The organism is Streptomyces genisteinicus, assembly GCF_014489615.1.
GTDB lineage: Bacteria > Actinomycetota > Actinomycetes > Streptomycetales > Streptomycetaceae > Streptomyces > Streptomyces genisteinicus.
Genome location: NZ_CP060825.1, coordinates 7,468,863 through 7,491,192 on the forward strand (window position 1 = coordinate 7,468,863; position 22,330 = coordinate 7,491,192).

At 74.8% G+C, this 22,330-nt stretch carries 19 protein-coding genes; 14 read left to right on the forward strand and 5 right to left on the reverse strand.

Annotation, left to right across the window (positions count from 1 at the left end; genetic code table 11):
- Nucleotides 1–28 precede the first annotated feature (28 nt).
- The 3 genes from IAG43_RS31920 to IAG43_RS31930 all read left to right on the forward strand — a co-directional run bounded on the left by IAG43_RS31920 (nt 29) and on the right by IAG43_RS31930 (nt 3,194).
- Nucleotides 29–1,456, forward strand: a complete 1,428-nt coding sequence (locus IAG43_RS31920; protein ID WP_187744767.1) for a cellulose binding domain-containing protein — start codon at nt 29–31, stop codon at nt 1,454–1,456.
- Nucleotides 1,457–1,576: 120 nt separating this feature from the next.
- A complete protein-coding gene (locus IAG43_RS31925) occupies nt 1,577–2,221 on the forward strand; it encodes a class I SAM-dependent methyltransferase (RefSeq protein ID WP_187744108.1) in 645 nt (214 codons plus the stop codon).
- A 103-nt stretch (nt 2,222–2,324) separates the two neighbouring features.
- The gene (locus IAG43_RS31930) at nt 2,325–3,194 is read left to right on the forward strand and encodes an AraC family transcriptional regulator (protein WP_187744768.1); all 870 of its coding nucleotides are present in this window, start codon (nt 2,325–2,327) and stop codon (nt 3,192–3,194) included.
- 237 nt (nt 3,195–3,431) lie between these two features.
- Here the strand turns inward: IAG43_RS31930 and ku are convergent, their stop codons facing one another.
- Nucleotides 3,432–4,448: a non-homologous end joining protein Ku gene (gene ku, locus IAG43_RS31935; RefSeq protein ID WP_187744109.1), complete on the reverse strand. Its 1,017-nt coding sequence runs from the start codon at nt 4,446–4,448 to the stop codon at nt 3,432–3,434.
- Nucleotides 4,449–5,018: 570 nt separating this feature from the next.
- On the opposite strand from ku, the gene IAG43_RS31940 reads away from it, so the two are divergent.
- Nucleotides 5,019–6,683, forward strand: a complete 1,665-nt coding sequence (locus IAG43_RS31940) for an IclR family transcriptional regulator domain-containing protein (protein ID WP_187744110.1) — start codon at nt 5,019–5,021, stop codon at nt 6,681–6,683.
- 98 nt (nt 6,684–6,781) lie between these two features.
- Here the strand turns inward: IAG43_RS31940 and IAG43_RS31945 are convergent, their stop codons facing one another.
- The 3 genes from IAG43_RS31945 to IAG43_RS31955 all read right to left on the reverse strand — a co-directional run bounded on the left by IAG43_RS31945 (nt 6,782) and on the right by IAG43_RS31955 (nt 9,654).
- Nucleotides 6,782–7,216, reverse strand: coding sequence for a universal stress protein (locus IAG43_RS31945; RefSeq protein WP_187744111.1), 435 nt, complete (start codon nt 7,214–7,216; stop codon nt 6,782–6,784).
- A gap of 8 nt (nt 7,217–7,224) precedes the next feature.
- Nucleotides 7,225–8,481 (reverse strand): SLC13 family permease, encoded by a 1,257-nt coding sequence (locus IAG43_RS31950; RefSeq protein WP_187744769.1) that lies wholly within the window; start codon nt 8,479–8,481, stop codon nt 7,225–7,227.
- A gap of 312 nt (nt 8,482–8,793) precedes the next feature.
- Nucleotides 8,794–9,654 carry an aldo/keto reductase gene (locus tag IAG43_RS31955; RefSeq protein WP_187744112.1) on the reverse strand — a complete coding sequence of 287 codons (861 nt, stop codon included), beginning with the start codon at nt 9,652–9,654 and terminating at the stop codon, nt 8,794–8,796.
- Between the two features lie 435 nt (nt 9,655–10,089).
- Here IAG43_RS31955 and IAG43_RS31960 point away from each other — a divergent pair, with 435 nt between their 5' ends.
- From IAG43_RS31960 to IAG43_RS32005, 10 genes are all read left to right on the forward strand, one after another.
- A complete protein-coding gene (locus IAG43_RS31960) occupies nt 10,090–10,590 on the forward strand; it encodes a DMT family transporter (RefSeq protein ID WP_425508632.1) in 501 nt (166 codons plus the stop codon).
- Nucleotides 10,587–10,913, forward strand: coding sequence for a DMT family transporter (locus IAG43_RS31965; protein ID WP_187744113.1), 327 nt, complete (start codon nt 10,587–10,589; stop codon nt 10,911–10,913). Before IAG43_RS31960 ends, IAG43_RS31965 begins: the two co-directional genes overlap by 4 nt.
- 313 nt (nt 10,914–11,226) lie before the next feature.
- The gene (locus IAG43_RS31970; protein WP_187744114.1) at nt 11,227–11,715 is read left to right on the forward strand and encodes a hypothetical protein; all 489 of its coding nucleotides are present in this window, start codon (nt 11,227–11,229) and stop codon (nt 11,713–11,715) included.
- A gap of 156 nt (nt 11,716–11,871) precedes the next feature.
- On the forward strand, nt 11,872–12,540 hold the full coding sequence (locus IAG43_RS31975; protein WP_187744115.1) for a class F sortase: 669 nt from the start codon (nt 11,872–11,874) through the stop codon (nt 12,538–12,540).
- A gap of 234 nt (nt 12,541–12,774) precedes the next feature.
- A complete protein-coding gene (gene chvE, locus IAG43_RS31980) occupies nt 12,775–13,896 on the forward strand; it encodes a multiple monosaccharide ABC transporter substrate-binding protein (RefSeq protein WP_187744116.1) in 1,122 nt (373 codons plus the stop codon).
- Nucleotides 13,893–15,488: a multiple monosaccharide ABC transporter ATP-binding protein gene (mmsA, locus tag IAG43_RS31985; protein WP_187744117.1), complete on the forward strand. Its 1,596-nt coding sequence runs from the start codon at nt 13,893–13,895 to the stop codon at nt 15,486–15,488. The genes chvE and mmsA overlap by 4 nt, the downstream gene beginning before the upstream one ends.
- Before the next feature lie 6 nt (nt 15,489–15,494).
- Nucleotides 15,495–16,790, forward strand: coding sequence for a multiple monosaccharide ABC transporter permease (gene mmsB, locus IAG43_RS31990; protein ID WP_187744118.1), 1,296 nt, complete (start codon nt 15,495–15,497; stop codon nt 16,788–16,790).
- A gap of 124 nt (nt 16,791–16,914) precedes the next feature.
- Complete coding sequence (locus IAG43_RS35050) at nt 16,915–17,802, forward strand: hypothetical protein (protein ID WP_281403992.1); 888 nt, start codon at nt 16,915–16,917, stop codon at nt 17,800–17,802.
- Nucleotides 17,803–18,239: 437 nt separating this feature from the next.
- Nucleotides 18,240–19,460 (forward strand): MFS transporter, encoded by a 1,221-nt coding sequence (locus IAG43_RS32000; RefSeq protein ID WP_187744119.1) that lies wholly within the window; start codon nt 18,240–18,242, stop codon nt 19,458–19,460.
- Between the two features lie 111 nt (nt 19,461–19,571).
- Nucleotides 19,572–21,620, forward strand: coding sequence for a SpoIIE family protein phosphatase (locus IAG43_RS32005; protein ID WP_343075697.1), 2,049 nt, complete (start codon nt 19,572–19,574; stop codon nt 21,618–21,620).
- Between the two features lie 113 nt (nt 21,621–21,733).
- On the opposite strand, the gene IAG43_RS34750 is transcribed toward IAG43_RS32005, so the two are convergent.
- Nucleotides 21,734–22,216, reverse strand: coding sequence for a hypothetical protein (locus tag IAG43_RS34750; RefSeq protein WP_246574664.1), 483 nt, complete (start codon nt 22,214–22,216; stop codon nt 21,734–21,736).
- Nucleotides 22,217–22,330: the final 114 nt, after the last annotated feature.

Below are 22,330 nucleotides of genomic sequence, written 5' to 3' on the forward strand. Positions count from 1 at the left end.
TCCGCCCCTCGCGCAGGCCCCCGACGGCATGTCACCCGCCGGCCCCCGGCCGCCCAGGACCCTGCGCCTGCGTGCCGCCCTCGCGGCCGCGGCGGTGGCCGGACTCGGCGCGAGCGCGCTCACCGCGCTCCCGGCGGCCGCGGCGTCGGAGTCCGTCAGCGTCCAGTACCGGCAGAGCGCCACGGGCGGAGACCAGGCCGAGCCCTGGCTGAAGGTCCGCAACACCGGCACGTCGTCCGTGTCGCTGAGCCAGGTCAAGCTGCGCTACTGGTTCAAGGCCGAGCCCGGGGCGTCCTACCGCTTCGCCTGCTCCTGGGCCGTCCGCGGCTGCTCCGGCATCACCGGCACGTTCGGCACCGTCGCACAGCCGACCGCCACCGCCGACCGCTACCTGGAGATCGGCTTCACGGCGGCCGCGGGCACGCTCGCCCCCGGCGCGGACACCGGCGACATGCAACTGCGCTTCCACCGGTCCGACTGGCAGCCGCTGAACCAGGCCGACGACTACTCCTTCGCCGCGGACCGCACCGCCTACGCCGACTGGTCCCGGGTCACCGCGTCCGTCGGCGGCGTCCAGGTGTGGGGCACCGCCCCCGCGGGCAGCGGCCCCGGCCCCGATCCGACGGACCCGCCCACCGACCCGCCGTCCGGCGCCACGCTCTTCGACGACTTCGACTACACCGGCCACACCGACCCCGCCGTCGGCGCCCACGGCTGGAGCGTCCGCTCCAACTCCGGCGGCCCCGGGGTCCCCGGCGCCGGGTGGGCGCCCGAGAACGTCACCTTCGCCAAGGAGGGCGCCAACTCGGTGATGAACCTGCGCACCTCGACCGCCGGGACTCCGGAGTCCACGCGCCAGACGGAGATCCTGACCCGGGCCGTGAAGTTCAGGAACGGGACCTACGCCTCCCGCGTCCGCTTCTCCGACGCCCCGCTCTCGGGACCGGACGGCGACCGGGTCGTGCAGACCTTCTTCACCATCAACGACCTCAAGGCGCCCATGGCCGACGACTACGCCGAGTACGACTTCGAGTACCTGCCCAACGGCGGCTGGGGCGAGCCCGCCAACATCCTCTACACCACCTCGTGGGAGACCTACCGGCCCGACCCGTGGGAGGCCGTCAACCAGCACTCTCAGGTGCGGGCCAGTTACGCGGGCTGGCACGACCTCGTGGTCACCATCGACGACACCGCCATCGTCTACTACGTCGACGGCCAGGAGTTCGGCCGCCACGACGCCAGGTACCTCCCCGAGCGGCCCATGTCGATCAACTTCAACCAGTGGCTGATCGACCTCGCGGGCCAGACCTCGACCACGCCCCGCTCGTACGACCAGAAGGTCGACTACGTCCTGCACGTCAAGGACCAGGTCCTCAGCCCGGCCCAGGTGGCGGCGAAGGTCGCCGCCTACCGTGCCGCCGGCACCTCGTTCGAGGACACCGTCCCCGCTCCGTAGCCACCGCCCCCGGGCGGCCGGACTCCCCGGCCGCCCGGCTGGGTACGGGTGAACCGGACGGGCCCCGGACCGGTCCCGCCGACGGCGGATCCCCGGGCGGGACGGACGGAAGGAGCCCCCATGGGCGAGCGGGTGCCGGACACGGCGGCGGAGGCGTTCGACGCGCTGGGAGCCGAGTACGAGCGGGCCTTCGCCGAGCTCCCGGCACGTGACGAGGCGCTCGCCTGGCTGGCGGACCGGCTGCCCGCGGGCGCCCGGGTGCTGGACGTCGGGTGCGGCACCGGCCGGCCGGCGGCCGCCGTGCTCGACGCCGCGGGCTGCGAGGTGACCGGCATCGACGTGTCGGCCGGCATGCTGGCCCTGGCCCGCGCCAGGGTCCCCGGTGCCCGCTTCGAACAGGTCGACGTACGGGAGTTCGAGCCGCCGGCCGGCGGCTACGACGCGGTGGTCGCCCTCTTCTCGCTCCTGCAGATGGGCAGGTCCGACCTCGGCACGGTGCTGGAGCGGATCGCCGGGTGGCTGGTGCCCGGCGGTCACTTCGTGCTGATGACGGTGCCGGGGGACTTCGAGGACCTCCACGTCGACTTCATGGGGCGGCGGATCGTCGTGACCAGCTGGACCGAGGAAGGCTGGGTGCGCGGCCTCCGGGACGCCGGGCTCGACGTCGTCCGGTCGGGGACCAGCGTCCACGTCCCCTCCGAGGGGATGACGGAGGAGCATCTGCTGTGCGTCGCCCGGCGGCCCGCGGAGCTGTCCGCCGGCTGACCGCCCGGCACGTGCCGCACCCGACCGGAACGGGCACGGATCGTCGGGTACGGCGGGGCGCGCCCTTCCTAGGGTGAGCAGCACGAAAGGGAAGGAGGCCGCGGTGCTGGAGCGGCTCAACCAGGCCATGGACCACATCGAGGACCGTCTCGACCAGCGGATCGAGGTGTCGGACCTGGCCCGGATCGCGACGACGTCGGAGTACCACTTCCGGCGCCTGTTCTCGGCGCTGGCGGGCATGCCGCTGTCGGAGTACATCCGGCGCAGGCGCCTCACGGTGGCCGGCGCCGAGGTGCTCTCGGGCGAGGGCACCCTGCTGGACGTCGCGGTCCGCTACGGCTACACCTCGTCCGAGGCCTTCGCCCGCGCCTTCCGCGCATGGCACGGGACCGGACCCGGTGAGGCCAGGCGGACCGGCGCGGCGCTGGAGTCACAGCCCCGGCTCTCCTTCCGTCTCACCGTCGAAGGGAGCAACAGCATGCGATACCGCGTCGTCGAGAAGGACGCCTTCCGCCTGGCCGGCAGGAAGGCCCGCGTCCCCCTGGTGCACGAGGGGATGAACCCGGCGATCGGGGACTTCATCCGCGGCCTCGGCCGGGAGACCGTCGAGCGCATCGGGAGTCTGTCCGACCAGGAGCCGGAGGGCATCGTCTCGGTCAGCGACAAGCTGGACGAGACCCGTGCCGAGGGGACCGAACTGGACTACTGGCACGCGGTGGTGACGGGGGCGGCGGACGTCCCCGGCGACATGGACGTGCTGCCGGTCGCAGCCGGGACCTGGGCGGTGTTCGAGAGCTCGGGCCCGTTCCCGCACACGCTCCAGTACCTGTGGCGCGACGTGTTCACCCAGTGGTTCCCGTCCAACCCCTACCGCAGCCGCCCCGGCCCCGAAATGCTGCGCACCCGGCTGTCGCAGGACGGGACCCACGCCGACGCGGAACTCTGGATCCCCGTCGAGCGCACCCCGGCCTGACGGCGGCTGAGCCGCCGCCGACCGCGTCGCCTGAGCCGCCCGGCCGTGAGCCGGGCGGCTCAGGCGGCACCGGCCGCGGGCGGGCGCTTCCGGCTCCCCTTCCGGCCCGGCCTCATGCGTGCCGGGCCGGGGCGACGCTCCCGGGCACGGGGTCCACGGCGCGGGGCCCACGGCGCGGGGCCGGCCACGCCCCCGGCCAGGTGGGCGCCACGGCCCGGCGGGCCGAGCGGCGCGGTGTCAGGAGGCGCGCCGGGGGCGCCGCCCGGCGGTCTTCGCGGACGCCGTCTTCCCCGGCGCCGCCTTCTTCGCGGCGGCCTTCTTCGCCGAGGCCGAGGAACTCTTCTTCGCGGCGCTCTTCTTCGCGCCCGATCCGCCGGAGTCCGCCTTCTTCGCGGCGGCCTTCTTCGCCGTCCGCTTCCCGCCCGCGGACTTCCGCGCGCCGGGCATCTCGTGCACGGTGGCGTCCCCGCCCTCGCCGCGCTGCTCCCGGGCGGCCGCCACCGACGCGTCCAGCGCGGCCATCAGGTCGACGACCTCCCCGGCCGGCTTCTCCTCGTCCTGCGGCGCCGAGGGCTGCCGGCCCTCCGCCTTGGCGGCGATCACGTCCTCCAGGGCCTGGCGGTAGTGGTCGGTGAGCTCGGGCAGCTGCTCCTCGGACATCGTGTCCATCAGCGCGAGAGCCCCGTCCACCTCGTCGTCGGTCAGCTCCACCGGCTCGGGCGCCAGCGTGCCGGGGGAGCGGATCTCGTCCGGCCAGTGCATCGCGTGCAGCACCAGCGTGTCCTCCTTCACGCGCAGCAGACCGAGACGCTCCCGGCCGCGCAGCGCGAACTTGGCGACGGCGACCTTGGAGCTGCGCTCCAGCGCCTGGCGGAGCAGCTTGTAGGGCTTGGCCGCGACCTGCCCGTCGCCCTCCAGGTAGTACGAGGCGCCGATGCGGACGGGGTCGATCGAGCCGGCCGGGACGAACGCCACGATCTCGATGGCCTTGGCGGTCGGCAGCGGCATGCCGTCGAGGTCCTCGTCGGTGACGGCGACCAGGGTGTCCTTGGCGTACTCGTAGCCGCGGGTGATCTCGTCGTCCGTCAGCTGCTTCCCGTCCAGCTCGCACACCTTGCGGTAGCGGATGCGGCCCCCGTCCTCCAGGTGGATCTGCCGGAAGGAGATCGTGTGGCTCTCCGTGGCGGGCAGCACCTTGATGGGGATGGTGACCAGGCCGAAGCTGATCGCGCCGGTCCAGATGGGGCGGGGCATGGGCTACCTCCGTGACGGCCCCGAGCACCGCCAGCGTACGGCCGCGGGCGCCCGCGCACAGCCCGGGGCGGCCACGGGGGTGCGGGCCCGGCAGCCGGAGCCGGCGCGCGCTGCCGGGGCACGCGCACCGGGGCGGCAGCGGCCCGCGGGACGGTGCCGGTCTCCGCGCCCGGTGCCGTCTCCACCGGCGTCGGACCGCCCGGCCCCCTGCCGGGGGAGAGGGCCACGACGCGCCGCGCGGACACGCCCGGCACATGCACCGCGTCCGGGTCGATGACGCCGGGCTCGACCAGCGTGCAGGGCGCGGACGAGCGTCGTCGGCACACCCCGGGACCGAAGCAGCCGACGGAGACCTCGGCGCCGTCCCCGAGTCCGCCACGGCCGCCGCGACCGTGGGCACCACCTTGTCCATGGCGGCACCGCCATGTGTTCGCACAATGAACTATGGTTCACCGTGTCGGGCCCGCAGAGTCCGGCCGGCCGTGTCGCCGTCTGTCGACGAGGCCGCACCCGACAGCGTGCACAGCCCCGCCCGGCGGCGCCCCGCCGCCCGCGCCCGAGGAGCCGCCCATGGCGCCCAGCAGGCCCCCGGCCACCCGCGAGCCCGCCGCGCGGGACGAGGCCGTCGCCACGATCGAGCGCGGACTGTCCGTGCTGCGCCTGCTCGCCGCGGCCGGAACGGGACGGATGAGCCGCGGCGACCTCGTCCGCGCCACCGGCCTCGCACGGTCCTCGCTCGACCGCGTCGCCGCCACCCTGTGCCGTCTGGGGCACCTGCGGGCCGAGGGCCAGGACCTGCTGCTCACTCCCCGGGTGACGGAGTTCGGCAACACCTACCTCGCCGCCGCCCGCATCCCGGCACTCGCCGACGCCGCACGGCGGCTGGCGGACGAACTCGACGAGACCGTCTCCGTCTCCGTCCCGGACGGTGACGGGTCCCGCTTCGTCGTGCGGTGCCCCCGCAGCCGGGCCATGGCCGTCGCCTTCCGGGTCGGGGACCTGCTGCCCGCCGAACGCTCCGCGTCCGGCCCGCTGTTCGCCGCCGACTGGGGTGCGCCCACCTGGGAGCGCCTGCGCCGCCGGGTCGCCGGCGGCCCCGCCGGGGACGCCTTCCCCGCGCTGCCGCCCACGCCCGGCCCGGGCGCAGCCGAAGCGGACTTCACCGCCCGCGTCGAGGAGGCCCGCCGCACCGGAGCCGCCCTCGACGACCAGACCGTGGAACCCGGCGTCATCGCCGTCTCGCTGCCCGTCCACGGCCCCGCCGGGGACGTCGTCTGCGCGGTCGGCGTGGTCAGCCACACCAGCAGGCACACCGTCGACGGCCTCGCCCGACGCGCCCTCCCGCGGCTGCGGGAGTGCGCCGACGCGATGGCCGCCGAACTCGCCCGCCCACCGGCCGGGGACCCCGGGCCCGCGCCCGGCTCCGGGGAGGCCACCGCACGGCGGCTGCGGGCCGCCAAGGAGGAGGACGGCCCCGCCTTCCTCCAGTCCCTCGCCCGCGGCCTCGCGGTGCTGGGCGTGCTGCGGGCGCCCGGCGGCCTCACCCTGGCACGGACGGCCGAGGCCACCGGCCTGCCCCGCGCCACCGCGCGCCGCGCCCTGCACTCCCTGACCGCCCTCGGCTACGTCACCGCGGACGACACGGGCCGGGCCTTCACCCCGCTGCCCCGGGTGCTGGAACTCGGCTACGCCGCGCAGTCCGCCGTCCGCTTCGAGGAGCTGGCCACGTGGCACCTGGCCGACCTGGTGCGCCGCATCCACGACTCGTCGTCGGTGGCCGTGCTCGACGGCGACGACATCCGCTACGTCGCCCGGGTGGCCACCACGCGCATCATGGGTGTCGACCTCGCGGTCGGCACGCGGCTGCCGGCCCAGGTCACCGCCATGGGCCGGGTGCTGCTCGCCGGCCTGCCGCCCGCCGATGCCGAACGGCGGCTCGCCCGGTGCTCCGCGCGGGTGCCCGGCGGTCTGCGGCACACGCTCGACGCCGCACGCCGGGACGGCTACGCGGTGTCCGACGAGGAACTGGAGCCCGGCCTGCGCTCCATCGCCGTACCGCTCCACGACCGGAACGGGCGGGTCGTCGCGGCGATGAACGTCGCCGTGCACGCCGCCCACCGCAGCGTGGCGGACCTGAAGGACAACGTCCTGCCCCGGCTGGCGCACACGGCCCGCCGCATCGAGGCCGACCTGGCGGCCGCGACCGAGCACACCGATGCGGCCGCCCCGGTCTGACCCAAGCCCGCAGGTGCCCGCCCCGGGTCCGGACCCCCCCAACGCGGAACGCCCCCAGCCCGGCCCGCGGGGCGGACCGGCGGTCCGGTGATCCCGCGTCAGACCAGCAGGACCGGGCAGCTCGCATGGTCGACCACGTAGCGGGTGGCCGGGCCGAGCGAGTGCGGGCCCGGAACCGTGCGGTCGCCGTCGCGTGCGCAGACCAGCAGGTCGGCCCCGGACGCCGCCGCCACCACCTCGTGCCCTGTCCGCCCGTGCAGCAGCAGCCGCTCCGCCGGGCGGTCCAGCCGGGCAGCCGCGCGGCCGGTCAGCTCCTCGGCCGCGGCCCGCGCCAGCTCCTCGACCCGGGTGCCGGGGTCGTGCGGCCCGTGCCCGCGCCCCAGCAGCCCGGCGAACGCGCCGTGCGCGGCCTCCGCGACGTCGTCGTCCGTGACGTGCAGCAGCACCAGCCGGTCCGCGGCGGTGGTGCGGCGCAGCGCCGCGTCCACGCACGCGGCCCAGGTCCCCTCGGTGATCCAGACGACGACGCTCATGATCCGGCTCAGACTCCGATCGTGTGCAGCGCCGCCCACAGGGCGGCGGTGGATGCCACCAGTGTGGCGGGCACGGTCACCAGACCCAGCAGGGTGAAGTCCCGCAGCAGCGGCGGGTGCTCGTGCTCGTGCAGGACACGGCGCCACAGCAGCGTCGCCAGCGAGCCCACGTACGTCAGGTTCGGCCCGATGTTGACGCCGATCAGTGCCGCCAGCACCGGTCCCGGCCCCGCCGGAGCGAGGATCGGGACGAGCGCGAGGACCGCCGGCAGGTTGTTGATCAGGTTGGCCAGGACCGCCGCCACGGCGGCGACGGCCAGCAGCGCCGCCAGGGAGTGGCCCTCGGGCAGCACCCGCCCGAGCGCGTCGCCCAGCCCGTTGTCGACGACCGCGCCCACCACGACCCCGAGAGCCAGTACGAACAGGCAGAACAGCGGGGCTGCCGAGCCGGCGAGGCGGCGCACCGTCGTCCGCCGCCGCGTCAGCGCCCGCACCGCGAGCACCAGCGTCCCCGCGAGAGCCGCCCACACCGGGCTCGCGCCCGCGAACGAGGTGACCACGAAGCCGGCGAGCGTCAGCCCCAGCACGACCGTCGCGAACAGCGGCAGCCGGGGACGCTCCACCGGACCCGCCGGCGCCGCCCCGGCCGCCAGGTCGGACCGGAAGAACCGGCGGAACACCGCGTACTCGACCGCGATCGCCGCCAGCCACGGCAGCGCCATCAGACCGGCGAACCGGGTGAACGACAGGCCGCTCGCGGTGAAGGCGAGCAGATTGGTGAGGTTCGAGACGGGCAGCAGGAGGGAGGCCGAGTTCGCCAGGTGCGCCGTCGCGTAGACGTGCGGACGGGGCCGTGCGCCGAGGCGGGCGGTGGTCGCGAAGACCACCGGGGTCAGCAGCACCACCGTGGCGTCCAGGCTGAGCGCCGCCGTGACGAGGGACGCCAGCGCGAACACACCGCCCAGGAGGGGCACCGGCCCGCCCGCGCACAGGCGCGCGACCAGCGCGCCCGCGGACGTGAACAGCCCCTCGTCCGCGCAGAGCTGCGCGAGGACCAGCACCACGGCGAGGAAGCCCACCACCGGCAGCAGTTCCCGCACCTGCTCCCACGCGGCGGCGGGTGCGACGGCTCCGACGCCCACCAGCACGGCGGCGGCGGGCACGGCCGCGACGGCCTCCGGCAGGCCCCGGGGCCGTGCCACACCGAAGGCCAGCACCCCCAGCAGCAGGACGACCGACAGGATCTCGGCTACGACGGTGCTCAGCGTGCTCTCCCGGAACGAGGGCCGCCACACCGGCCACGACGGCGCCCAGCATCCCACGCCCTTGCCCCGCGGCCGCGCCGGGCACGGCGGCGCGGGGCGTCCCGGGGTGTGCCGCGTGGGGTGGGAAGCCGTCCGGGGCGAGCTGTGAGGGCCGGGTGCCGCCCGGGGTGCGCCGCGCGGGCGGGGAGCCGCCCGCCTACGCCGTGCAGGCCGCACAACCACCCGGGGTGCGTCGCGGGCGGGGAGTCGCCCGGGTGCGCTCCGTGGACCGGTGTCCGCCCGGTGCGCGGTGCGGGCCGGGGCGCTGCGCGCTCAGCCGGTGCCGGGCGCGCTGGCGCCGGGCACCGCCAGCCCGTCGAGACGCGTGCGCTGCGCCGCGTCGAGCACCACGTCCGCGGCGGCGAGGTTCTCCTCCAGATGACCGAGGCGGGCGGTGCCGGGGATCGGCAGCATCACGGGGGACCGCGCGAGCAGCCAGGCGAGCGCGACCTGTGTCGCCGTCGCTCCGGTCGCGGCGGCCACCGCGGCGACCTCCTCGCGTGCTCCCGAGGCACCCGCCGCCACGGGCCGCCACGGCAGGAAGGCGATGCCGTGCTTCTCGCAGGCGGCGAGCACCTCCTCGTGCTCGCGGTCGAGGAGGTTGTAGCGGTTCTGCACGCTCGCGATCTCCACGGTCCGCCGGGCGCGCTCCAGCTCGCCGACCGTCACCTCGGACAGACCGATGTGGCCCACGACGCCCGCGTCCCGCAGCTCCCGCAGGGTGCCGATCTGGTCGCCGAACGGCGTGTCGGGGTCGATCCGGTGGAGCTGGAGCAGGCCGATCCGCTCCACCCGCAGCCGGCGCAGCGCCGCCTCGACCTGTTCCCGCAGGATCTCCGGGCGGCCGTCCAGCTTCCACTCCCCGCCGGGACCGGTGCGCGCCACCCCGACCTTGGTGGTGACCAGCAGGCCCTCCGGGTACGGGTGCAGGGCCTCGGCGATCAGTTCCTCGTTGGCGCCCCCGCCGTACAGATGGGCGGTGTCGATCAGCGTGACGCCCAGATCGACCGCGCGGCGCAGCACCGCCACCGACGCGGCCCGTTCCGGGGCCGGCTCGGTCGGCAGGCGCATCGCCCCGAACCCGAGCCGCCGTACGTCCAGTTCACCGCCGATGCGGAAGGTGTGCTCCTTCACTGGTCCCCGCCCCCTTGTCGAGGGCTCACGCTAACAGCCGCCCCGGCCGTCCCGGGTCCCGCCACCGGCACGTCTCGGCCACGCCCGTGCCCGCGCACCGGTGCGCACCGGCCGTTGTGCGGGCGCAGGGAGTCGCCGGGGCGGCCGAGGGGTAGGCGCGCAGATGAGTCTCCCCGAGGAGGTCGTGACATGACGTGCCAGCGGTGCGGGGCGGGCGCCCTGCAGCAGAATGGCCGTTGGGTGTGCAGCCGCCAGTGCGGATGGTCGTCGAACGCGCCCGGACCGGTGACGGGCGGTGACGGTGGTGGATGAGACGGCGAGGGACGCGACGGCGTCGCACCCGGGCCCCGGCCCGGAGGTCACCCGTACCGAGTGCAAGCGCTGCGGCAAGCAGATCAGAGGGGTCAACGGGCGGTACGCGTGCTCGCTCTGCGGGTGGGTCAACCACTGGAGCGAGGGCCACAACCGCCTGCCGACGGGCGCCGAGGACCCGGACTACCGCCCGGGCCGCTCCTGAGCGCGCCCGGCGGCACGCCGCCGCGGCCGTGGCCGCTGCTGGGCGCGGCGATCCTGCTGGAGGTCGGCGCCACCCTCGCGCTGCGTGCCGCCCTCGACCATCCGGCCTGGTACGCCGTGGTGCTGACGGGCTACGCCGGGGCGTTCACCGCGCTCGCCCTCGTCCTGCGCGCCGGCCTCGGGGTCGGTGTGGCGTACGGCGTCTGGGCTGCTGCGGGCGTCGCGCTCACGGCGGTCCTGGCGAGCCTGCTGTTCGGCGACGCGCTGACGTGGACGACCGCGCTGGGCATCGCCCTGGTCGTCGCCGGAGTGCTCTGCGTGGAGACGGGCTCGCCCGACCGCCGGGGGCACCCGCCCGACCGCCGGGGGCGGCGGACACCCGGCCCGCCCGCGTCCCGCGGGAAGGAGCCGCCCGTATGACGTGGCTGCTGCTGGCGGGCGCGATCGTCAGCGAGGTCACCGCGACGCTCTGCCTGCGGACCGCCTCCCGGCCGGGCGCCCACAAAGGGTGGCGGGTGCTCGTCGGCGCGGGCTACGCCGCCGCGTTCGCCTTCCTGTCCCTCGCGCTGGACGCCGGCATGCCGCTCGGCGTCGCCTACGGCATCTGGGCCGCCTGCGGCGTGGCGCTCACCGCGGTCGCCTCGCGCGTCCTGTTCGGCGAGCCCCTCACCCGGGTCATGGCGCTCGGGATCGGGCTCATCGCGGCCGGCGTCCTGCTCATCGAACTCGGCGCGGCGCACTGAGACCGCGGCGCAGCGCACTGAGAACCCGGCGCAGCGCACTGCGGATGCGGCGCGGTGCGCTCCTGCCGTGCCGGTGCCGGAAGGCGGCCGCCTGCGTGTCGCCACCCGAACGCCACACGCCCGGCGCATCACACCGACGGGCTCAGCGCCGCCCGCGCCACCTGCGGCGACGCCGCGCGCGGAACCCGCCGTCCGCACGGGCGCGCGTTGCGCAGACGATCTCCCGCCCCGGGAACTGCTTGTCTTGACGCCGGAGCGCGGCCCGTCCGCGGGACGGCCCGTCCCGCCCCCGCGCCGTGGGAGAGGTGGCGCGATGCGCAGCGTACGGATGCTCGTCTGTGGCACGGCCGTTCTGGCGGCCCTCGGAGCGGCGGCCGCCCCGGCGGCGGCGGTCTCCGGTGAGTCCGATGTCAGCGTCAGTCCCCAGCGGGCCTACCCGGGTTCGACCGTCACGGTCAGCACGGAGGTCTGCGGACCGGCGGCGACGTACGCCAAGGGCCAGGCGGAGGCCGGTGGCCAGATCAATCTCACCGACGACGGAGCCGCCGGCGAGCTGGCCGGCGACTTCACCGTCCCGGAGGGTGCGGAGGCCGGTGTCTACACCATCACGGTCAAGTGCCCGCCGCGTACGCGGGTGGAGGCGAGCTTCGAGGTCGTCGGCAGGCCGGCGGGTGCCGTGAGCGGCGGATTCGGCGGCACGGGCGGGCTCGACGGCACCCAGATGGTGCTCGGGGGCCTGCTGATCGCGGGCGCCGCGGCGGGCGGTGTGGCGACGAAGCGCCGCCGGGCCGCCACCGCCTGACCGCCCGTCCGGACCCCGTTCGCCGACCCCCGTCCGCCGGTCTCCGGTCTCCGATCTCCCATCTCCGTCCCCGGGTGCCGGACCGTCCGCCCGCCGGCCTCCCCGGAGGCCGGCCGCAGGCGCACCGCCCCCGACGCACAGAAAGTCCGGTCCGCGATGGCCAGCGCACCCGGCGCCCCCCTCCTGAAGCCACGGACCCGCCTCGCGGTGCTCGTCGTCGGCGTCGTCCTGCTGGTCAACGGCCTGCGCGGCGGGGCTCCCCAGCCCACCGCCGTGCAGGCCACCACGGCACCCGGCGGCGCCGGGACGCGGGTCGGGGTCCCCGAGAGCCTGCGGCCGCCGTCGAGCGCGCCCGCGCCCCCCGGCCCCCGCAGCGCCCCGGAGCGCCTGCGCATCCCGGTCATCGGCGTCGACGCCCCCGTCACCGAGCTGGGACTCGACGAGGCCGGTGTCCTCGAAGTCCCCCCGGCCGACCGGACCGACGCCGCGGGCTGGTACGCCGACGGCCCCGCTCCGGGCGAGCCCGGCACCGCCGTCCTCGCCGGCCACGTCGACAGCCCCGCGGGACCCGCCGTCTTCTACCTGCTCGGCGGACTGACCCGCGGCAGCACCGTCTCCGTCACCCGCCGCGACGGCAGCACGGCGCGCTTCTCGGTGTACGCGGTCGAGGCCTACGACAAGGACGACTTCCCGACCCGCACGGTGTACCGCAGCACCAGGGCCGCGGAGTTGCGCATCATCACCTGCGGCGGAGGCTACCGCGAGGACACCGGATACCTCGGCAACGTGGTGGTCTACGCGACGCTGGCCGGGCAGCCCGGCTGATCCCGCCGCGCGAGCCGCCCGCACTCCGCCGGCGGGCTCTGCGCGACCCGTTGACACCCCCTGCGCGGACTGCATACTTTGCACGCCACAATCTCGAACGAGTGACGAAATATCGAACGTGACGTGGTGTCAGTGCGCGGGCCAGGCCCCTCGGCCCCTGCCGGCGGCGCCCGCCCGTTCGGCTCGCACCCGGGGGCGCGCGACGCCGTGCCCCCGCTCCGGAAGGAGAACGACATGCGTACCCCCACGCGCCGCGTCCCGGTCCCGGTCGCGGCGACGGTGGCCGGACTGCTCGTCCTGTCGCTGGCCGCCTGCGGACAGGAGGCTCTCGGCGGCAGCCGCTACAAACCCGGGAAGAGCGACGGCGTCACCGTCGGGCTGGCGATGCCCACGAAGTCGTCCGAACGCTGGATAGCCGACGGCGAGAACATGGCCGAGCGGTTCCGCGAGGCCGGCTACGCCACGGACCTCCAGTACGGGGACGACAAGGTCGAGAACCAGGTCGCCCAGATCGAGAGCATGATCACCAAGGGTGTCGGGCTGCTCGTGGTCGCGGCCATCGACGGCTCCGCCCTCTCCGACGTCCTGGAGCAGGCCGACGACGCGGGCATCCCCGTGATCGCCTACGACCGGCTCATCATGGGCACCGGCAGCGTGGACTACTACGCCTCGTTCGACAACGAGCGCGTCGGCCGGCTCCAGGCCCAGTACATCGTGGACGCCCTGGAGCTGGGCGACCCGGCGCCGGGCGGCAGCTCCCGCAACATCGAGCTGTTCGCCGGTTCGCCGGACGACAACAACACCAAGTACTTCTGGAACGGCGCCATGCAGGTGCTGAAGCCGTACTTCGACAGCCGGCAGCTCACCGTGCGCAGCGGGCAGACCACCCTCGCCAAGGCGGCCACCCTGCGCTGGAGCGGAGAGACCGCGCAGAAGCGCATGGACGACGTGGTCACCCGCAGCTACGGCCAGGAACGGATCGACGCCGTGCTCTCGCCGTACGACGGCATATCCATCGGCATCATCTCCGCGCTCCAGAGCGCCGGTTACGGCACCGCCGCCCAGCCGCTCCCGGTGGTCACCGGACAGGACGCGGAACTCGCCTCCGTCAAGTCCATCATCCGCGGCGAGCAGACGCAGACCGTCTTCAAGGACACCCGCCGACTCGCCGAACAGGCCGTCCAGATGGGCGACGCCGCCCTCACCGGCAAGAAGGTGCGCGTCAACAACACCACGGACTACGACAACGGTGTCAAGACCGTGCCCTCGTACCTCCTGGACCCGGTCAGCATCGACCGGAAGAACACCCGTCTCCTCGTCGACCAGGGGTACTTCACCGAGGACCAGCTCTCATGAGCGCCCCGGCCGCACCCGCCGCCGGCACGGACGGACAGCCGGCGCCCGTCCTGCGGATGAGCGGCATCACCAAGCGCTTCCCGGGCGTCACCGCCCTCAGCGACGTGAACCTCACCGTCGGCGCGGGCGAGATCCACGCCGTCTGCGGAGAGAACGGCGCGGGCAAGTCGACCCTGATGAAGGTGCTCAGCGGGGTGCACGCGCACGGCACCTACGAGGGAGAGATCTCCTTCGAAGGCCGGCCCGTCGCCTTCAGGGACATCAGGGCGAGCGAGCGCCACGGCATCGTGATCATCCACCAGGAACTCGCCCTCGTGCCCCATCTGTCGATCGCCGAGAACATCTTCCTCGGCAACGAGCGCACCACCCGCGGCTTCATCGACTGGAACGACACCAACCGCCGGGCCGCCCGCCTGCTCGCCCGGGTCGGGCTGCGGGAGAAGCCCCAGACGCCGGTCGGCGAACTCGGCGTCGGCAAACAGCAGCTCGTCGAGATCGCCAAGGCGCTCGCCAAGGAGGTGCGGCTGCTGATCCTCGACGAACCGACCGCCGCGCTCAACGACGACGACAGCGCCAAACTCCTCGCCCTCATCGGCGAACTGCGCGACCAGGGCATCGCCTGCATCGTCATCTCGCACAAACTCGGCGAGATCCGCGCGGTAGCCGACGCGGTGACCGTCCTGCGCGACGGACGGACCATCGAGACCCTCGCCGTGCGCTCCGCGCCCGACGCCCGGCCGGAGCTCTCCGAGGACCGCATCATCCGGGCCATGGTCGGCCGGGACCTCGACCACCGCTACCCCGAACGCACCCGCTACGAGGGCCCGGACGCCGGACGCACCGCGCTGCGCGTCAGCGGCTGGACCGTACGCCACCCGGTGGACCAGCAGCGCACCGTCGTCGACGACGTCTCGCTGACCGTCGGGCGCGGCGAGATCGTCGGCATGGCCGGTCTGATGGGCGCGGGCCGCACCGAACTCGCCATGTCCGTCTTCGGCCGCTCCTACGGCCGCTACGTCGCCGGCACCGTGCGGGTGCACGAACGCGAGGTCAGCACCCGCACGGTGCCGGACGCCGTGGACGCCGGAATCGCGTACGTCACCGAGGACCGCAAGCACTACGGGCTCAACCTCATCGACACCATCAGCCGCAACGTCTCGCTGGCCTCCCTGCCGGGCATGGTGCGCCGCGGCGCCGTCGACGCCCACCACGAACGGTCGGTGGCCGAGCGCTACCGCCGCTCCATGAACATCAAGGCGCCCACCGTCTTCGAACAGACCGGCCGCCTCTCCGGCGGCAACCAGCAGAAGGTCGTCCTCAGCAAATGGATCCACGCCGACCCCGAGGTGCTCATCCTCGACGAGCCCACCCGGGGCATCGACGTCGGCGCCAAGTACGAGATCTACACCGTGATCGACCGGCTCGCCGCCCAGGGCAAGGCGGTCCTGGTCATCTCGTCCGAACTGCCGGAACTGCTCGGGATGTGCGACCGGATCTACACCATGGCCGAGGGCCGGCTGACCGGTGAGGTCGCCCGCGCCGACGCCACCCAGGAACTCCTGATGCGCCAGATGACCACCCACGGAGGCTGAGCCGGCATGACCACCACGACCACACCGACCGAGTCGCCGGCGGCACCGCCGGCCGAGCCCGGCGCCGGCGCGGTGCTGCTGCACGGACTGCGCACCAACATGCGCCAGTACGGCATGCTCTTCGCGCTGGCGCTCATCGTGCTGCTCTTCGGTTTCTGGACCGACGGCGCGCTGCTGCGGCCCGGCAACATCTCCAACCTGCTCCAGCAGAACGGCTACATCCTCATCCTGGCCATGGGCATGATGATCGTCATCATCGCCGGTCACATCGACCTCTCCGTCGGATCGGTCGCCGCGTTCGTCGGCGCGATATCGGCCGTGATGATGATCGAACACGATCTGCCCTGGGGCGTCGCGCTCGCCGTCTCACTCGTCATCGGCGCCCTCGCGGGGGCCTGGCAGGGCTTCTTCATCGCCTATCTGGGCATCCCGTCCTTCATCGTCACCCTCGCCGGGATGCTGCTCTTCCGCGGTCTGACGCAGATCACCCTCGAAGGCCAGTCGCTCTCGCCGTTCCCCGGGGGTTTCCAGAACATCGCCAAGGGCGTCGTCCCGGAGGCGGGTCCGGCGTGGAGCATCCCCCTGCCGTTCACCCTCCACCTCGACCTCGGCTTCGTCGAACTGCGCACCGACGTCATCGGCCCGTACCACAACCCGACCCTGCTCATCGGCCTCGTGGTCGTCGCCCTGCTCGTCGTGCGCGAGGTGCGCGACCGGCGCCGGCAGCGGGCCTACGAACTGGAGGTGCTGCCCCGCGGCATCTGGCTGCTCAAGTGCGTGGCGATGGTCGCGGCCGTCGCGGCCTTCACCCTCACCCTGGCGAGCTGGCACGGCATGCCCGTGATCATGCTGATCGTCTGCGGACTGCTGCTGGTGCTCGGCCACGTCATGCGCAACGCGGTCGTGGGACGCCACGTCTACGCGCTCGGCGGCAACAAGGCGGCGGCCAGGCTGTCCGGCGTCAAGGACAAGCGCGTCACCTTCCTGGTCTTCGTCAACATGGGCGTCCTCGCGGCCCTCGCCGGATGCGTGTTCGCGGCCCGGCTCAACTCCGGTACGCCGCAGGCCGGCCTCAACTTCGAACTGGAGGCCATCGCCGCGGCGTTCATCGGCGGCGCCTCCATGAGCGGCGGCGTCGGCACCGTCCTCGGCGCCATCATCGGCGGGCTGGTCCTCGGCGTCCTCAACAACGGCATGAACCTGGTCGGCATCGGCACCGACTGGCAGCAGGTCATCAAGGGACTGGTGCTGCTGGCGGCGGTCGGGGTGGACGTGTGGAACAAGCGCAGGGCCGGTTCGTAGGGCGCGGGAGCCGGGGGCGGGCGCCCGTCCGCCCGCCCGCACGCCCGAACCGTGCGTCACGCGGGTCGCCTTGCACCCGGGGCGGCGCCCGCGTGCCCCCTCGGGGGCGGGGGAGTGGTGCACCATGGCTGTACGACGATGCGACCCACCGCACAGCCTCCCTGGGGGATCGATGCGCACCTGGCTCCCGACCCGGCTCCTCGGCCTGACCGCCGCCACGCTTCTCGTCCTCACCGCGTGCTCCGGCACCGACGCCTCCGGCGACACCGCGGGCTCCCCGACGACCCGGGCGCCGGCCACACCGACCGGGACCGCCGCGCCGTCGCCCGCGCCCACCGCGGACGACGGCGCGCCCGCCAGCCCGTCCGCGTCCCCGGCGCCCAGCGGCCGGGACGCGCCGCTGCCCGGATTCCCGGGACTCCAGCCGCTGTGGCCGTTCGCCACCCTCGCCGAGGCCGGGACCTGGGAGCGCGCCTTCCGCGACGGCGGCGGCCGGCCCTGGCACCGCGACCCGGTGCAGACCGCGCTCTCCTTCACCCAGGGCTACCTCGGCTTCGCCGGGATCGACCGGGTCACCTCCCGGGACATCGGAGCCCGGCAGGCCCGTATCGGCGTCGGCGCGAGCGCGTCCGAGGGCACGGGGACGGCGGCCGTGATCCACCTGGTGCGCTACGGCACCGGTGCCGACGCGCCCTGGGAGGTCGTCGGCACCGACGACGCGGACTTCTCCCTGACCACCCCCTCCTACGGCTCGTCGGCCGGTTCACCGCTGCGGGCGGGCGGCCGGATCACGGGCGTCGACGAGTCCGTCCGGGTGGACGTCCGCCAGCCCTCGTCCGAACAGGCGCTCGGCTCCACCTGCTGCCTCTCCGCGGGCGGGAAGAACCGGCCCTGGACGTCGTCGGTCACCTTCACCGGCGCCACCGACCCGGTCCTGACCGTGGTCGCCTCGACGGGCGGCCACGTCGCGGAGGTCGAGCGCTTCACGGTGACCGCCGTGCGCACCGGCTGAGGCCGCGCCCGCGCGGCCGCCGGCCCGGCCTCCGGGCGTTCGTGGCCCGTCGGCGCGGCGTCCCGGCGGCCGGAGGCCACCGCCTCGGAGCGGACGGGGCCCGTAGCCGACGGGCCCCGGAGGCGACGGGGGCCGAACCGGCCGCGTGCGCACAGGGGCGGTCGGAGCCAGGGGCCGCGCGCGCCGGCCTCCGGGCGTTCGTGGCCCGTCGGCACGGCGTCCCGGCGCCGTGAGCAGACCGTGCCTGGGAGCGGTCGGGGCCGGAAGCCGACCGCTCCCGGAGCCGACGGGGCCGTACCTGCCACGTCCTCACGGGGGCGGTCCGGGCCGTGCGCGCACGGCCCGGACCCCACCGGCAGACGGCCGCGCCACCGCCCCGCGCAGGCCCCGCGCGCTGATCCACGGCCTGTCACCACAGTGCCCTTAGGCTGCGCCGCATGAGCCGAAGCGCCCCGCGTGCCAGGACCGTCCCCGCCTCCCGCCGACGCCCCGGGTACCTCGCGGCCGCCGCCGTCTTCGCCGCGGGAATGGCGGGCACCACGCTCCCCACCCCGCTCTACGGGCTCTACCGCGACGAGCTCGGCTTCTCGGAGCTGACCGTCACGCTCGTCTTCGCCACCTACGCGATCGGTGTCATCCTCACCCTCCTGCTGGCCGGCAACCACTCCGACCGGGCGGGCCGCCGCCCCGTCCTGCTCTGTGCACTGGCGTTCGCCGCGGCCAGCGCCGTCTGCTTCCTCCTCGAGGACGGGCTGCCGCTCCTCTACGCGGGCCGGCTGCTCTCCGGCTTCTCGGCCGGGCTGCTCAGCGGGGCCGGGACCGTCACCGTCCTGGAGCTCGCGCCCGCCGGACGCCGCTCGCGAGCGGGCTTCGCCGCGACGGCGGCGAACATGGGTGGCCTCGGCTGCGGACCCCTGCTCGCCGGTCTCCTCGCCGAGTACGCCCCCTGGCCGCTGACCCTGCCCTTCCTCGTGCACCTGGCCCTGCTGGCCGTCGCCGCGGCCGTCGTGCTGGCCCTGCCGGAGCCGGTCGGGGGAGCGCGTGCCGGGGCCCGGCTCGAGCCCCAGGGCCTCTACGTGCCGCCGCAGGTCAGAGGTGTCTTCGCCCCGGCCGCCCTCGCCGCCTTCGCCGGTTTCAGCCTGCTCGGGCTGTTCACCGCCGTCGCGCCGAGCTTCCTCGCCGAGACGCTGGGCGAGAAGAACCTCGCCGTCAGCGGAGCCGTCGTCTTCGCCGTCTTCCTGGCCTCGACCGCCGGGCAGGCGTGCACCGGACGCTTCCGGCCGCGTGCCGCGCTGCCCCTCGGGTGCCTGGTGCTGGTCGCCGGACTCCTGCTGGTCGGCACCTCGCTGTGGGTGAAGTCGCTGCCCCTGCTGGTCCTCGGCGGCGCGTGCGGCGGCGCCGGGCAGGGTCTCGCGTTCCGCGCGGGACTGACGGCGGTCGGGGACGCCGCCCCCGCGGCACACCGTGCCGCGACGGTCTCGTCGTTCTTCGTGGTGGCCTACGCGGGCATCTCCCTGCCGGTGATCGGCGTGGGCGCGCTGACGGTGTGGCTGGGCCTGCGGGACGCCGGTCTCGTCTTCACGGTGTGCGTGACCGTGCTCGCGGCCTTCACCGGCGCCTGGCTCGCCCGGACGCCGGCCCCGCGCGACGGCGGCTGACCGCCTCCGGTGCGCCGGGGAGAGGGGGAGCGGAAGGACGTCCACGGTCCGTTCCCACGCTCTCCGCTAGGGTGATTTCGTACGAGATGTTCCCTTTGGTGAGGTCGTACCTTGGACGCGGACTCGCGGACGGACCGGACGCCGGAGCAGCCCCTGGATGCTGTCGGATACGCCGGTGTGCTCCGCGAACTCCTCCCCATCGCCCTCTGGCGGGAGGACGCGGACGGGCGGATCGCCGAGTGGTCGCTCGCCGCCCGGGACCTGCTCGGACACCGGTCCGACGAGGTGCTCGGCAGGTCAGCGTCGGAACTGCTGGTGCCCGAGGGCAACCGTGAGCTCGCGGACCAGCTCACCCTGCGGGTCCACGCGGGGGAGACCGTGGTGGGCACCCTCTCGGTGCGCCACCGCGAGGGGCACCCCGTCACCATGGAGATGTGGATCGTCCCGGCCGCCGACGCCCGGGGCCGCGCGGGGGCGCTCCTGATCGCCGTCGAGACCTCGCAGGTCCTGCGGATGCGGGACTCCCTGGCCGCCCTCGAGAGCCTGTTCACCCAGTCGCCCATCGGCCTGGCCACCCTCGGCACCGACCTGCGCTTCCTCCGGGTCAACGAGGCGCTGGCCCGGATGAACGGCGTCTCCGCCCGGGATCACCTCGGGCGTCGGCTGACCGACGTGGTGCCGGGGGTGAACGCGGTCGCGCTGGAGGCCACCATGCGCGAGGTCATGGAGAGCGGCAGAGCCGTCGTCGATGTCCGCCGCACCGGACGGACCCCCGCCGACCCGGACCGCGACCGCACCTGGTCCTGCTCCTACGCGCCGCTGGTCGACGGCAGCGGCCGCACCCTCGGGGTCATCGCCTCGCTCATCGACGTCACCCACGCCCAGCGCGCGGCGGCCGCCGCCGAGCGCGCACGCCGGCGCTTCGCCCTGCTCGCGGAGGCCGGCACCCGCATCGGCACGACCCTGGACCTCACCCGGACCGCGGAGGAGGTCGTCGACGTCCTGGTGCCCCGGCTCGCAGACTCGGCCGACGTCCACCTCCTCGAGGAACTGATCGCCCCCGACGAGTCGGCGGCGTCCACCCGCGGAGTGGTGCGCCGGATGGCCGCGCGGTTCCCCGACCCGTCCGCGCCCACGGCGCGGCTGGTGGCGGGCATGACGTCGCGCATCCCGAGCGGATCGTTCTACGAACGCGTCATCGCCGACGGGCGCCCCATGGACCTGGGCCGGGCCGACGTGCCGGCGCTCATCACCGATCCGCGCGCCGACCGGCTGCGGGAGTATCTGATGACGCTGGGCTCGGCGCGGCTGATCCCGCTGGTGGCGCGCGGCAAGGTGCTCGGCGCGGTGATCGTGACGCGGATCGCCGGCCGGGTGCCGTTCGGCGGTCAGGACGCGGTGCTGATCGACGAGGTCGTGGCGCGGGCGGCGCTCAACATCGACAACGCCCTGATGTACACCCGCCAGCGCGCCGAGGCCCGCACCCTCCAGCGCAGTCTGGCCAACAGCGCGCTCCCGTCCGTCGTCGGCCTCGATCTCACCGGGCGCTACCTCCCGGCGGGCGAGCACGACGTCGGGGGTGACTGGTTCGACGCCATCAGCCTCCCCGGCGGCCGCACCGGACTGGTCATCGGCGACGTCGTCGGCCACGGGGTGCGCGCGGCGGCCGTCATGGGGCAGCTCCGCACGGCGGTGCGCACGCTCGCCCGCCAGGACGTCGACCCGGCCGGGATGATGCGCTCGCTCGACGCGGTCGTGGCCGACATGGGCGAGGACGAGATGGCCACCTGCGTGTACGCGGTGCACGACCCGGCGGCCGGCGGATGTCTGGTGGCCCGGGCGGGTCACCCGCCGCCCGTCGTCGCGGCCGGGGGATCGGTCGCCTTCCTCGACGGCTCGTCCGGCACACCGCTCGGCACCGGCGGACAGGACTTCCGGGCCCAGTACGTCGACCTGCCCCCGGGCAGCGTGCTGGCCCTCTACACGGACGGCCTCATCGAGACGCGCGGACAGGACCTCGACCACGGCCTGGCGAAGCTCGCGTCCGCCCTGCGCCACCACGACCGGCCGCTGGACGCCCTCTGCGACGAGGTCCTCGGCGAACTGCTGCCGGGCCCGGCGCAGGACGACGTGGCGATACTGATGGTCCGTCCGCAGTGATGCCCCGGGGGCGTCCGCTGGTCCGTCCGCCGTGATCCCCCGGGGCGTCCGCCTGCGCACCGCCGCGCGGCGGGTTCCGGGCCGGTTCCGCGGCACCGGGCCGCGAGCGCGTCTCAGCCGCCCGGTCGCCGGACCGCGAGGACGGTGGACGGTATCCCCAGGGCGTTCAGCCGGTTCAGGAGTTGTGCTTCCTGCTCCGGCGAGAGGGCCGTCCACAGCGAGGTCCCCGAGTCACCGGCGCTGAAGACCGGCCGGCCCTGCCGGCTGCCCTCGGCGTGGATCGTGTGGGGAGCGAGATCCACCAGCACCTCGAACTGGGCATCGTCCCGGACGTCGATGTCGATGCCCATTCCCGGGTCGTCGCGCCGCGACCGCCTGCCGGCCGTGACCGCCTCCCGGGCCAGGGACAGGGCGCTCTCCAAGGACGGCAGGACCGCCGCGGGCCAGGGGCCGTCGCTGTACGCGTCGAGGTGGGCGGCGTCCATGCCGGGCCGCAGTACGCGCAGCGCCTCGCGGTGGACGAGCGCGGCGTCCGCGGGGCTCAGCCCGGCGACGAGTACGAGTTCGCGGCCCGGGCCGCCGTCCCTGTCGGTCACGGACACGAGCCTCCCACAGAGGGTCCTCCCGACTCTCCGGAGGGCTGCCGCGCCCACGGGAATCCCGTGCCGGCACCGCCCCTCGTCCGCAGCCCGCACACCGCACACCGCACC